Origin of the sequence: Candidatus Filomicrobium marinum (genome assembly GCF_000981545.1) — a bacterium.
Taxonomy (GTDB): Bacteria; Pseudomonadota; Alphaproteobacteria; order Rhizobiales; family Hyphomicrobiaceae; genus Filomicrobium; species Filomicrobium insigne.
This window is the reverse complement of record NZ_LN829119.1, coordinates 1,353,697-1,365,601: the sequence shown is the minus strand read 5'-3', so window position 1 is coordinate 1,365,601 and position 11,905 is coordinate 1,353,697. Positions and strand designations below refer to the sequence as shown.

Annotated in this window: 12 protein-coding genes and 1 riboswitch; of the genes, 7 read left to right on the top strand and 5 right to left on the bottom strand. The window is 57.4% G+C overall.

Going from position 1 to position 11,905, the window contains the following annotated elements:
* Positions 1-4: 4 nt before the first annotated feature.
* A complete protein-coding gene (locus tag YBN1229_RS06545) occupies positions 5-898 on the bottom strand; it encodes a LysR family transcriptional regulator (protein WP_046480073.1) in 894 nt (297 codons plus the stop codon).
* 98 nt (positions 899-996) lie between these two features.
* On the opposite strand from YBN1229_RS06545, the gene YBN1229_RS06540 reads away from it, so the two are divergent.
* Together YBN1229_RS06540 and YBN1229_RS06535 are read left to right on the top strand one after the other, a co-directional pair.
* On the top strand, positions 997-1,746 hold the full coding sequence (locus YBN1229_RS06540) for a sulfite exporter TauE/SafE family protein (protein WP_046477481.1): 750 nt from the start codon (positions 997-999) through the stop codon (positions 1,744-1,746).
* A gap of 120 nt (positions 1,747-1,866) precedes the next feature.
* Entirely contained in the window at positions 1,867-2,160 is a 294-nt protein-coding gene (locus tag YBN1229_RS06535) for a GYD domain-containing protein (protein WP_046480072.1), read from the top strand.
* 67 nt (positions 2,161-2,227) lie between these two features.
* Here the strand turns inward: YBN1229_RS06535 and gcvP are convergent, their stop codons facing one another.
* The 4 genes from gcvP to YBN1229_RS06515 all read right to left on the bottom strand — a co-directional run bounded on the left by gcvP (position 2,228) and on the right by YBN1229_RS06515 (position 7,731).
* A complete protein-coding gene (gene gcvP / locus YBN1229_RS06530) occupies positions 2,228-5,086 on the bottom strand; it encodes an aminomethyl-transferring glycine dehydrogenase (protein WP_046477479.1) in 2,859 nt (952 codons plus the stop codon).
* Between the two features lie 11 nt (positions 5,087-5,097).
* The gene (gene gcvH, locus YBN1229_RS06525) at positions 5,098-5,457 is read right to left on the bottom strand and encodes a glycine cleavage system protein GcvH (protein ID WP_046477477.1); all 360 of its coding nucleotides are present in this window, start codon (positions 5,455-5,457) and stop codon (positions 5,098-5,100) included.
* 28 nt (positions 5,458-5,485) lie between these two features.
* Positions 5,486-6,643: a glycine cleavage system aminomethyltransferase GcvT gene (gcvT, locus tag YBN1229_RS06520; RefSeq protein ID WP_046477476.1), complete on the bottom strand. Its 1,158-nt coding sequence runs from the start codon at positions 6,641-6,643 to the stop codon at positions 5,486-5,488.
* A 150-nt stretch (positions 6,644-6,793) separates the two neighbouring features.
* Positions 6,794-6,883, bottom strand: a riboswitch (glycine riboswitch).
* 134 nt (positions 6,884-7,017) lie between these two features.
* On the bottom strand, positions 7,018-7,731 hold the full coding sequence (locus YBN1229_RS06515; RefSeq protein ID WP_342027532.1) for a class I SAM-dependent methyltransferase: 714 nt from the start codon (positions 7,729-7,731) through the stop codon (positions 7,018-7,020).
* 283 nt (positions 7,732-8,014) lie between these two features.
* Here YBN1229_RS06515 and YBN1229_RS06510 point away from each other — a divergent pair, with 283 nt between their 5' ends.
* The 5 genes from YBN1229_RS06510 (at position 8,015) to YBN1229_RS06490 (ending at position 11,799) form a co-directional block, all read left to right on the top strand.
* Positions 8,015-9,601: an ABC-F family ATP-binding cassette domain-containing protein gene (locus YBN1229_RS06510; protein ID WP_046477472.1), complete on the top strand. Its 1,587-nt coding sequence runs from the start codon at positions 8,015-8,017 to the stop codon at positions 9,599-9,601.
* A 216-nt stretch (positions 9,602-9,817) separates the two neighbouring features.
* Positions 9,818-10,432 carry a TetR/AcrR family transcriptional regulator gene (locus YBN1229_RS06505; protein WP_046480071.1) on the top strand — a complete coding sequence of 205 codons (615 nt, stop codon included), beginning with the start codon at positions 9,818-9,820 and terminating at the stop codon, positions 10,430-10,432.
* Positions 10,433-10,456: 24 nt separating this feature from the next.
* Positions 10,457-10,900: an SRPBCC family protein gene (locus tag YBN1229_RS06500; RefSeq protein ID WP_046477471.1), complete on the top strand. Its 444-nt coding sequence runs from the start codon at positions 10,457-10,459 to the stop codon at positions 10,898-10,900.
* Between the two features lie 116 nt (positions 10,901-11,016).
* On the top strand, positions 11,017-11,253 hold the full coding sequence (locus tag YBN1229_RS06495; RefSeq protein WP_046477469.1) for a hypothetical protein: 237 nt from the start codon (positions 11,017-11,019) through the stop codon (positions 11,251-11,253).
* A gap of 66 nt (positions 11,254-11,319) precedes the next feature.
* Positions 11,320-11,799: a VOC family protein gene (locus YBN1229_RS06490; protein ID WP_046477468.1), complete on the top strand. Its 480-nt coding sequence runs from the start codon at positions 11,320-11,322 to the stop codon at positions 11,797-11,799.
* The last annotated feature ends 106 nt before the right edge of the window (positions 11,800-11,905 follow it).

Sequence of the window (11,905 nt, the reverse complement as noted above, 5' to 3'; positions counted from 1 at the left end):
CTGCTCACGCCCGGTTCCCAGTTCCAAGATGTCTCATAAGAGCTCGCGCCACCGGTGTCAGCTCCGTTTCCGAGCGAAAACATAACGACAACTGTCGAGTCGCCCAGGCGTCCTCCAGACGGATCGCCACGATGCCCATTGCTCGGCGGCATCGCCGGGCGGCTGCTTCCGGCATGATCGCCAATCCGACATCGTTCGACACCATTCGGCACATGCCTTCGAACGTTCGGACACGGACACGAAACTTCAGTTTCTGTGCCATGCGCGCGACTTGAAGCTCGATATGAGCTTGCAGAGCGCTATCGGCTGACAGGCCTACAAACTTGTATTTGAGCACACTGGAAAATGCGACGCGCTTGAACGCAGTCAATGGATGACCTCGCGGTGCGACAATCACCAGACGATCAATCGCAAAAGGCTCAAGTTGTAAAACGCCGGGATCGACAGCATCGGAAACGATGCCTAGCTCCGCCAGCCCCCCGGTCACAGCCTGAACGATGTCCGAACTCTGTCGCTCCCTCAGATCCACATCAATCCGAGGATGCGCTGCTAGCCAAGGCCCAAGCCTCTCCGGCAAGAATTCAGCAATCGCCGCGGTATTGGCCAGGAGCCGGATCGTCGCTTTTGCACCCTTGGAAAATTCTCCAAGCTCGCCTTGCATATGATCGACTTGGCGCAGGATCAAACGGGCATGGTGAGCAAGCGCCTCTCCGGCTTCCGTCGGCGTCACGCCTCGTCGTCCCCGTTCAAGGAGCATTACACCGCTTGCCTCTTCCATGCCGCGTAGACGCTCGCTCGCGGAGGGCAACGACAAGTTCGCCCCGGCAGCACCGTGGGTGATGCTGCCGGCTTCGATAACCGTAAGAAACAAGCGGAGGTCTGTTATGTCGAAGCGCATACGGCGCATATTACAAGACCTATAGCCTTCGGCACAGCCTAAGTCTGTCTCTGGATCATCCGCATTGCCTGACGTCATCGGGACCGTCCAGATGAGGCATGGCAGAATTCTCGACCTCGCTCTTCAGCCCCATCGCCCTTACGTTCTTCCTTGCCGGTCTCGTCAAGGGTGTCACCGGCATGGGGCTTCCAACCGTCGCGATGGGAATCCTCGGCGCTTTCATGCCGCCCGTCGCGGCAGCTTCGCTCCTGATCGTGCCGTCGGCTGTCACCAACGTTTGGCAACTTTTGATGGGACCTAGCTTCTGGGCCCTCCTCAATCGACTCAAGTTTATGATGGCTGGGATCGTGGTCGGGACCGTGTCAGGGGCGTTCTTTATTGCCAGCGGCGATATGGCGGTCACCAGCGCCGCACTCGGTGCGGCGCTGGTGATTTACGCGCTCTATAGCTTGATCGCTCGCCAGCTCCGTGTGCCAGATGCTTCAGAAAAATGGCTTTCTCCGCTTATTGGCCTGACGACGGGTGTCGTCACAGGCGGTACGGGTGTCTTCGTCATTCCTGCCGTGCCTTACCTTCAGGGTCTCGACCTGAAACGGGATGACCTGGTGCAAGCGCTGGGCCTCTCCTTCACCGTATCAACCATCGCGCTCGCAATCGGGTTAGGTTTGCAAGGTGCTTTGCAAGTGTCGGATCTGGGTATGTCAACGCTCACCATTGCTCCAGCGCTCGTTGGCATGTGGACCGGGCAATTGATCCGCCAGAGGATCAGCGCAGCGGCGTTTCGCCGATGGTTCCTTCTTGGCCTCGTGGTCCTTGGCACGGAACTGATGAGTAGAGGGCTCATTTGAAATCAGCTCGAAAATATACGCTGCGCGCCAAGCCATATGATATTGTGCAGAGATGTTCCGCCTAAGCGCGCGGAAGCAAAAGAGGCAAGACGGGCCGGGGACCAAGTGATGGAGTTTCCGATGGCCAAATATGTTGTGCTTGCGAACTTTACAGACAAAGGCATCAAGGACGTTAAAGAAACGGTGCAACGCGCTGAAGCCTTCAAGAAGATGGCCTCAAAGGTCGGCGCGTCCGTTTTAGATATGTACTGGACCTTAGGGTCTCATGACGTCGTCGCCATTTGCGAAGCCCCCGACGACGAGTCGGTGACCGCTCTTTCGCTCAGCGTGACATCGCGCGGCAATGTTCGCTCAGAAACGCTTCGCGCCTTCTCTTTCGATGAGATGAAGAAAATTCTCGATCAGATCGTGTGAACGCATGACCGCGCAGAAAGAGCACCGCCAACGTCCCACAACGCTGACGGTGCTTTAGCTCTCGATTTTACTCGCCGACCTCAGCCTTTACATAGGTTTCGATTGGCGGACACGCGCACATGAGATGACGATCTCCGTAGACGTTGTCGACCCGGTTCACCGATGGCCAGTATTTGTCGACGCGGAACGCCCCTGTTGGGAAGCAGGCTGCTTCACGCGAATACGGCCTATCCCACGTACCGATAAGGTCCTCGACGGTGTGTGGCGCATTTTTCAAAGCGTTGTTCTGCTTGTCTGCCTTGCCATCTTCGATCGCACGCACCTCTTCACGAATGGCGAGCATCGCATCGCAGAACCTGTCGAGCTCTGCTTTCGTTTCTGACTCGGTCGGCTCGACCATAAGTGTTCCGGCGACGGGCCAACTCATGGTCGGGGGATGGAAGCCGCAATCGATGAGCCGCTTGGCGATGTCGTCGACTGTCACTCCAGCGCTTTCGGCAAGCGGGCGCGTATCAATAATGCACTCGTGGGCAACGCGTCCCTGCCCGCCCGTATAAAGAATACGGAAAGCACCTTCGAGACGTTTCGCGATATAGTTCGCGCTGAGAATCGCCACGCGTGTCGCCTGCGTGAGGCCCGCGCCGCCCATCATCAGACAATAGCTCCACGAAATCGGCAGGATTGACGTGGATCCGTAGGGCGCCGCCGATACGGTCATGGCGTTGCCACCGGTTTCGGGATGGCCCGGCAAAAATGGTGCCAGGTGCGCTTTGACGCCAATCGGCCCCATGCCTGGCCCCCCTCCTCCGTGGGGAATACAGAACGTTTTGTGCAGATTGAGGTGACTAACGTCCGATCCAATATCCCCCGGCCGTGCAAGTCCGACAAGCGCATTCAGGTTGGCGCCATCCAAATAGACTTGTCCGCCGTGCTCGTGCGTGATGGCGCAGATATCCTTAACCGTTTCCTCGAACACCCCGTGCGTCGACGGATAGGTGATCATCGCGACAGCGAGGTTTTTTGAGTTCGCCTCTGCCTTGGCGCGGAAGTCGGCAAGATCGATGTTTCCTTTGGCATCCGTTGCAACGACGACAACTTTAAAGCCACACATCGAAGCCGATGCCGGATTGGTGCCGTGCGCTGATGCCGGGATAAGGCAGATGTTCCTATGCCCCTCGCCGCGGCTCTTATGATAGGCACGGATCGTCAGTAGACCGGCATACTCGCCTTGAGCACCCGAATTGGGTTGAAGCGAGAAGGCATCGTAGCCCGTAATCTGACACAGCTTATCGGACAGGTCCTCGAGCAATTCCGCATATCCAAGTGCCTGATCCGAGGGCGCGAAGGGATGGACCTCCGCAAACTCGGGCCATGTTATCGGCAGCATCTCTGCGGTCGCATTGAGCTTCATGGTGCATGAGCCCAATGGAATCATCGCCCGATCCAACGCAAGGTCACGATCGGCGAGGCGACGCATGTAGCGCGTCATTTCGCTTTCTGCCCGGTTCATGTGGAAGACGGGGTGCGTGAGATAATCAGACTGACGAATGAGATCCTTCGGCAGGCGGTACTCGGGATACGCATCAGTGTAGGCCAGATCGTAGCCACCGAATGCACGCCAAACCGCTTCGAGCGTTTCCGGGCGCGTCCGCTCATCGATGGTGATGCCAATGCGATCCTGCCCGACCTTTCTCACGTTCACGCCGTTATCAACGGCGTTCTTCATGATAAGACCCTGATAGGGTCCGACCTCGACGGTTATCGTGTCGAAGTAGGCTTCAGGCGCGATCTTGAAGCCCAACGACTCCAAGCCGTCAGCCAATCGGGCTGCTTTACGATGCACACGCTCGGCAATTCCCTTCAATCCCTTCGGACCATGAAACACCGCGTACATCGACGCAATCACGGCTGGCAGAACCTGTGCCGTGCAGATGTTCGACGTCGCGCTTTCACGGCGGATGTGCTGTTCGCGCGTCTGTAAAGACAAGCGATAAGCGCGATTTCCGCGCGCATCGACTGAAACCCCAACGAGACGGCCGGGTAAAGAACGTTTGTAGGCGTCCTTGACTGCAATGTAAGCCGCGTGCGGTCCGCCATATCCCATCGGCATGCCGAAGCGCTGCATGGAGCCGACAACAATGTCCGCGCCCATCTCGCCCGGAGGTTTTAGAAGTGTGAGCGCCAGTGGATCAGCCGCTACGGCTGCCAGGGCTTTAGCTTCATGCAATCGTTCGATGACGGCGGAGAAGTCGTGAAAAGCTCCGCAGACACCGGGGTACTGAAACAATGCGCCGAAGACTTCGGTTGGCTCGAGATCCTTGAACGGATTGCCAACTATGATCTGCCAGCCCAATGGCTCGGCCCTTGTCTTCAACACGGCGATGGTCTGAGGCAAGCATTCCTCGTCGACGAAAAAGCTCGACGCCTTCGACTTCGTGATGCGATGCGCGAGTGCCATCGCCTCCGCTGCAGCGGTGGCCTCGTCAAGAAGAGACGCGTTGGCAACGTCTAGCCCCGTGAGATCGGAGACCATCGTTTGAAAGTTCAGCAGCGCCTCGAGGCGCCCCTGGCTTATCTCCGGCTGATAGGGCGTGTAGGCGGTGTACCAAGCGGGATTTTCCAGGATGTTGCGCTGTATCGCGGGCGGCATGATCGTGCCGTGGTATCCCTGGCCTATGAGCGAGGTCAGCACCTGATTTTTGTCGGCCGTCTCGCGCATACGATCCAACGCACCTCGCTCAGAGAGAGGCTTACCGAAATCGAGGGGTTCGGCTTGACGAATGCCTTTCGGAACGGTCTCTTCGATCAGCTGATCAAGGCTTTTCACCCCGACAACTTTCAGCATCTCCTCCATCTCTTCGGGGGAGGGGCCGATGTGCCGGCGATTGGCAAAATCGTAGGGCTCGTAACTTTTGGAAGCGGTCATGGAATATCCCGTTAGCCGACGAGTGCCTTATAGGCTGCCTCGTCCATGAGGCTTTCTAGTGCGTTCATGTCGGCGAGTTTCAACTTGAAAAGCCAACCTGCGTTTTGCGGATCTGAGCTCACGATCGACGGATCGTTTGCGACGGCTTCGTTGACCTCGACGATTTCACCGTCGAGAGGCGCGTAGACATCTGACGCAGCCTTGACGGATTCGACGACGGCAACGTCGTCGCCCTTGGCAAGCTTTGTTCCGATTTCCGGCAGCTGAACAAAGACCAAATCTCCCAGCTGGGTTGTAGCGTGCTCCGTAATTCCGACGGTCGCGACATCACCTTCGAGCTTCAGCCACTCGTGGTCTTCTGTGAATTTCATTAGGGCATCCTCCTGGCGCAGAAACGGATCAGCTACGTTTGTAACGAGGTACTATGAATGGAAGTTCGGTTACGTTTACCGGGAGCCGCTTCCCCCGGACTTCCGCGAACACTTTTGTGCCGGGCGTGCCGAACGAGCCTGGCAGATATCCCATGGCAATGGGGGCATCAACGCTCGGGCCAAATCCGCCGGATGTGACAAGGCCAATTGACTCAGACGCCTCTAGACTCTCGAACAGCGGAGCACCGGTACGCACGGGTGCGCGGCCTTCCGGACGTAGTCCAACACGACGGCGCTCTGTACCCTTTTCAAGTTGCTCCAAGATCGTATCGGCGCCGGGATACCCTCCCGCGCGCACACCGCCAATTCGGCGGGATTTTTGGATCGCCCAGACAAGATCGGCCTCAACCGGCGTAGTCTCCGTATCGATATCGGAGCCGCAAAGGCACATGCCCGCCTCAAGCCGCAACGAGTCGCGCGCGCCTAATCCGATCGGTTCTACGTCAGGTTCCCCAAGCAACGCTTCCGCAATCGGCCGTGCTGCCTCGATCGGTGTCGAAATTTCGAAGCCATCTTCTCCGGTGTAACCCGAGCGCGTAACAATGCAGGCCGCGCCGTTGATCTGGACCTCACGTACGTCCATGAAGCGCATCCCGGCGCAATCGGGTGCAAGCCGTGTCAGTATGGCTTCAGCCCTTGGCCCTTGCAGCGCCATCAGCGCGCGATCAAGGCGCTCGATGTCGCAATCGTCGGAGAGCTCCGCCCTTAAAAGCGCCTCATCGGCTTCCTTGCTGGCCGCATTCACCACCAACAACAGATGATCACCACGATTGGCGACCATCATATCATCAATGATGCCGCCGTTAGCGTTGGTGAAGAACGCGTAACGCTGCCGACCTGGCGCCAGCCCCAAGATATCGACAGGCACCAGCCTCTCCAGTGCCCGTGCCGCATCGGCAACGTCACCGGACTTCGGTCGCAAAACGATTTGTCCCATGTGCGAGACATCGAACAATCCTGCTGCCGCGCGCGTGTGAAGGTGTTCCTTGAGGACACCCAACGCGAACTGGACAGGCATCTCGTAGCCAGCGAACGGCACCATGCGTGCACCGTGCTCCAAATGAAGCTCGTACAGCGGCGTTCTCTTCAGGGGGGCGCTTGATGTAGTTGGGGTTGTGGCGCTCAAGGCAGAGGCTCCATAGGCTCGTTGACACGCACGGCAGTGCGCTGATGCGAGCCCCCTCTGTCATAAGACCTGAAAGATTTAGCACCGTAACCCTAGGGTGCTTTTCCTCGTCGGTGGACCGGATTGTACCCGATCGCTTTCCAGAGTTTTAGAAGCCTTGCGGTCCTTGGTGCCTGAGAGTTTCCGGGGCGGTTGCTCCTTCGGCGCCGGGATAAACCCGATCTCTTCCGCAAAACAGTAGGCCAGACTATCGAGGTGACATCCTGCGAAGTCAATCCTACCAAGGTCGACGCGGCCACAGAGCTGCTAGCAACGGGGAGCCACGCTGACCGCTGGAGAAAGGTGCGAGACATATCACTTGCGCCGGCGCGGCGTTAGGCTTTGGGTTTCTCCCATTCCATAACAACGAACCAGGGAACACGTCGACAGCGATCGGCTATTTCCGGATCGCCCCCCACGGGGGCTGGCTCTTCGAATGCGCGTAGGATCAAGCCCTCGGCGAGCAGAAGCCGCATATAGCTGCTCATAGGCCGATGCCAATTCCGGATGCGGATGTCACGCAACTCAACCCATTCAGCGCGTTCTTCCAAATAATGATCGATGCAGAATTGGAGCTCGCCGTTGGAATCTCGCGACCACCCACCATTCTTACCCGCGGTGCTGAAACTGGTGAGGTTGGCTATCAAAAGCGTTCCGCCCGGCCTAAGCACGCGCCCCATCTCGGCTATCGCTTTAGCCACGTCGGGAATGTCAATCAACGTCAGATAGCTAATAACGAGATCGAATGTATTGTTCGGAAATGCGAGTGCCTCGGCACGGCCGATGCGATAATCGCCCTGCGGATCACGTTGCCAAGCCGCCTCCACCAAGGCTTCTGTGGGGTCGATACCCACGACTTTTATTCCGTGGGCCCGCAACATTCTACAAAAGCGTCCCTCTCCACATCCGACATCCAACGCACTTTGGAAGTTCCTTTCCCGAACCCTTTCAATCATTGGTCCATCAAGTACAAACTCACGGCTGAAGTCGCCGCGATCGCCCATACTCGTAATCCACGCCGGTGCTGACTCTCGCCAACCGTCGGACATTCGAATCTCCATCTAATCCAGGGATGTCTTGCCAAGGCTTGGCCGTATCCTCAAGGAGGAATCGTATGGCGCGAGCGAGGCGAGGTGTGCATCTGCCGCAAACTCAAAGGATCAGGAGTAGTCGTGCAGTTCTCCTATCGATGATCCCCCCGCTCTTGAATAGCTGCAGCGGCTCGCTTACTTTCACGGGGCTCCTAACCAACGTCAAACAGGATGTGTGTAGCAATGGATTTCAACCCGACAGCAATGCCAATTCGCTCTGTCGTCGGGGAAATTCATAACCATGCCTGCATCAATCACTCTTTCCAATCTTTCCTGGTCCACGCCGGATAACTCTCCGCTTTTTTCCGACCTCACATTGAGCTTCGGTCCCGAGCGTACCGGGCTTGTTGGCCGGAACGGCATCGGAAAGACGACCCTATTCCGGATCATCGCCGGTCTGCTCTCGCCTCAGTCAGGCAACCTCGTGATCAATGGCACGTTTGGCATTTTGCGTCAGACGGTACAGGTGTGCGCAACCGAAACAGTTGCTGACCTCTTCGGCATTCGGGATGCGCTTGCGCTTCTTCGACGTGCTGAGGCCGGTGGGGCGACCATCGAAGAGCTCGAAGATGCTGATTGGACGTTAGAGGCGCGCGTTGCGTCCGCTCTCGACCGCGTCGACCTCGTTGCTTCTCTCGATACGCCGTTATCAACTCTCTCTGGCGGACAACGCACCCGCGTGGGCCTTGCCGCACTTCTTTTCGCCGAACCGGACTTTCTGCTCTTGGATGAACCGACCAACAACCTTGATCGTGATGGCCGCGAGGCGGTCTTGGCCTTTCTTTCAACTTGGCGTGTGGGTGCCATTGTCATCAGCCATGATCGTGAACTGCTTGAAACGATGGACGCGATTGTCGAGCTCACCTCGCTGGGCGCAAAACGCTACGGGGGCAACTGGAGTCAGTACCGCGCGCGTAAAGCCCGAGAGCTTGCGGCGGCGCACCGTGAACTTGACGACGCTGAAAACCGTCTGTCGGACATTGCACGCAGGACTCAAACGATAGCGGAGCGAAAAGCACGCAAGGACGGTGTTGGGCGAAAGACCGCGGCCAAGGGCGGAATGCCCCGGATCATTCTGGGCCGATTGCAGGACAGAAGCGAGAGTACGAGCGGCCGCAATGCCCGGCTGGCTGAGGACAAGCGCGCTGAGGCCATGGACGCTGCAGCATCTGCCCGCAAGCAGATCGAAATCCTCCAACCTCTTTCGGTTGACATTGCTCCGACGCATCTGCCTGCCAATAAGACGGTGTTGGAGATCGTATCTGCTGATGCCCGCTACGATACTGACCGGCCTGTCCTTCAGGATATGACATACGCAGTCGTTGGACCGGAACGCATCGCCATCACTGGACCGAACGGTTCGGGCAAATCGACGTTCCTCGCAATGGTGACGGGGCAGTTGCAACCGTGGCGCGGCGCCGTGAACGTCACGACCGATTTCGCAATGCTCGATCAGCGCGTGAGTCTCCTCGACCCTTCGATGTCGATCCGGGACAACTTTCTGCGCCTCAATCCCGGCACCGATGAGAACATCTGCCGCGCCGTACTTGCTCGTTTTCGATTTCGCGCGGATGCAGCACTTCAGGCTGTCGCGAACCTCAGTGGCGGACAAATACTCCGCGCTGGTCTCGCCTGCGTTCTTGGCGCCCCCCAGCCGCCGTCACTTCTCATTCTCGATGAGCCGACAAACCATCTCGATATCGACTCCATCGAATCTGTCGAAGCAGGCTTGCGCGCCTACGACGGCGCGCTTCTGGTTGTCAGTCACGATGAAGCATTTCTGGAAGGTATCCGCATTACGCGGCGCCTAGAATTGTCCGCTTTATAGCGGGGCGGGTTACCGGCACTTCGCCGCGCTGACAAACTCATTGGATACCTCGCACCACAAGACCACCATGTTAAATACCGTCGCGTTTGGGTCGGGCGGGACATCTACGATAAATCCGTCAGACCATCTCAGTATTCTAACTCAGCGCTAACCCTTCCTTGACTCCATACCAACTAGTAGGTATACACAAACCGATCAGTTGGTATGGTAACGGAAATGGCCCAACAAGATTCAAGAACCAAGCTTCTCAATGCGACGCTGAAGATCGTGCGCTCGAAGGGCTATACGGCGACCAGGATCGAAGACATCTGCGCCGAAGCCGGTGTCACCAAGGGCAGCTTCTTCCATCACTTCAAAAGCAAAGATGACCTGGCGCTCGCCGCGGTTGCCCATTGGGACGCAATGACCGGCGGACTTTTCGCGCAGGCGAAATATCACGACCACGCCGATCCGCTCGACCGCCTGCTCGCCTATGTCGATTTCCGCAAGGAACTTCTCGCTGGAGATCTGCCAGATTTCACCTGCTTCGCCGGCATGATCACTCAGGAAGCCTATCAGACGCGTCCGGACATCGTAGAGGCTTGCGCGCGCAATATCAGCGGCCATGCCAAGACGCTCGAAGCCGACATCGGTGAAGCGATGAAGAAATACGGCGTCCGCGGCGATTGGACCACTGAAAGCCTCGCTCTGCACATGCAGGCGGTGATCCAGGGGTCGTTCGTCCTCGCCAAAGCAAAGGGCGGAGCAGCAGTCGCCGCCGACAGCATCGGCCATCTTCGCCGGTATCTGGAACTCCTGTTCAGATCAGACACATCCAAACGTACATCTTGAACTCGAAACGGCAGGAGAGTTGTCATGCCTAACACCGTCCGCTTGCATCGCGTCATCGCTGCCAAGCCAGAAAAGGTCTATCGGGCGTTTCTTGAACCGGATGCGATCGCCAGTTGGCTCCCACCCTTTGGGTTCACCTGTACCGTCCATGCATTGGACGCCAAGGTGGGTGGCAGCCACAGAATGTCGTTCCGGAACTTCACGACTGGTGAGAGCCATTCCTTCGGCGGCGATTATCTCGAACTCATCCCAAATGAGCGGCTGGTCTACACGGACAAATTCGACGATCCCAATTTGCCCAGCGAGATGAAAGTCACTGTCACGCTCAGCGCCGTATCGGTCGGCACGGAAATGACTGTCGTACAGGAGGGGCTCCCAGACACGATCCCGGTCGAGGGTTGTTATCTCGGCTGGCAGGAATGTCTCCAAAAGCTGGCAAACCTTGTCGAACCCGAAATCACTCAGTAGCGCCGGTATCTCATCTGACAATTATTCGACGTGAGCAGCTTTGACTGGCGCACTGACTTCGGCTCGGCGAGGGCAAAACCGTGAGAGCGTTCAACGGATGCGAAGGAGTTGTGATCATGGAGCCCTGTGACAAGGAGAAGAGCGCTCACTTTGATTACTCCCGGCTAAGCCGATCTTTTCTCGCTCTCTCGAAGCCGGCGCAGCGGGCGTTGATCAACAACGGTATTTTTAAGCCCCACGATCTTGCAAGGTGGAGCCGCGCGGACATCGCCAAACTCCATGGCATCGGACCAACCGCCCTTCCCAAGTTGGATGAAATCCTCCGTGCGGAAGATCTCAAATTCGACGAGTAACTCTTCTGGCATCGCCGGGCTCGGGCTGAGCCCATCCTACAAACTCACAAGCGGAACGTATTCATCATGAAATCGATCACGCCCAACCTCTGGTTCGACAATAATGCCGAAGAGGCCGCCGAATTCTACACCCGCCTTTTTCCCAATAGCAGGATCGAGAAGGTCCTTCACTCACCAGCCGACAATCCCTCCGTGAAGAAGGCTGACGTGATCACCGTCGACTTCACGTTAAACGGGCAACGCTTCGTCGGTATCAACGGTGGCCCCGCATTCAAATTTACGGAAGCCGTATCGTTCTCGATCGACTGCGAAGACCAAGCAGAAGTTGACCGCTACTGGGGTGCGCTTACCGCCGATGGCGGCAGCGAAAGCATGTGCGGGTGGTGCAAAGACCGGTTCGGCTTATCCTGGCAGGTGGTGCCCCGACGGCTCATTGAGCTTCTAAGCAGCGATGATACCGAGGCTAACAAGCGTGCGATGGAGGCGATGCTCAAGATGAAAAAGATCGACATCGCTACACTGGAAGCCGCCGCGAAAGGCAGCTAGACAATCCCTCAAAATCCGCATGACAGACATACGATCGCCTCGCGGGCCGTAGAAATGAACCGGCGTTAGCCGTAGGCCCGCGATCTGCTACGATGGTCTCACGGAT

Coding starts and splice junctions, on each gene's coding strand:
- YBN1229_RS06500 (WP_046477471.1), top strand. CDS start 10,457: ATGCCTAACACCGTCCGCTTGCATCGCGTCATCGCTGCCAAGCCAGAA.
- YBN1229_RS06515 (WP_342027532.1), bottom strand. CDS start 7,731: ATGTCCGACGGTTGGCGAGAGTCAGCACCGGCGTGGATTACGAGTATG.
- gcvH (WP_046477477.1), bottom strand. CDS start 5,457: ATGAAATTCACAGAAGACCACGAGTGGCTGAAGCTCGAAGGTGATGTC.
- YBN1229_RS06510 (WP_046477472.1), top strand. CDS start 8,015: ATGCCTGCATCAATCACTCTTTCCAATCTTTCCTGGTCCACGCCGGAT.
- YBN1229_RS06505 (WP_046480071.1), top strand. CDS start 9,818: ATGGCCCAACAAGATTCAAGAACCAAGCTTCTCAATGCGACGCTGAAG.
- YBN1229_RS06495 (WP_046477469.1), top strand. CDS start 11,017: ATGGAGCCCTGTGACAAGGAGAAGAGCGCTCACTTTGATTACTCCCGG.
- YBN1229_RS06490 (WP_046477468.1), top strand. CDS start 11,320: ATGAAATCGATCACGCCCAACCTCTGGTTCGACAATAATGCCGAAGAG.
- gcvP (WP_046477479.1), bottom strand. CDS start 5,086: ATGACCGCTTCCAAAAGTTACGAGCCCTACGATTTTGCCAATCGCCGG.
- YBN1229_RS06540 (WP_046477481.1), top strand. CDS start 997: ATGGCAGAATTCTCGACCTCGCTCTTCAGCCCCATCGCCCTTACGTTC.
- YBN1229_RS06545 (WP_046480073.1), bottom strand. CDS start 898: ATGCGCTTCGACATAACAGACCTCCGCTTGTTTCTTACGGTTATCGAA.
- YBN1229_RS06535 (WP_046480072.1), top strand. CDS start 1,867: ATGGCCAAATATGTTGTGCTTGCGAACTTTACAGACAAAGGCATCAAG.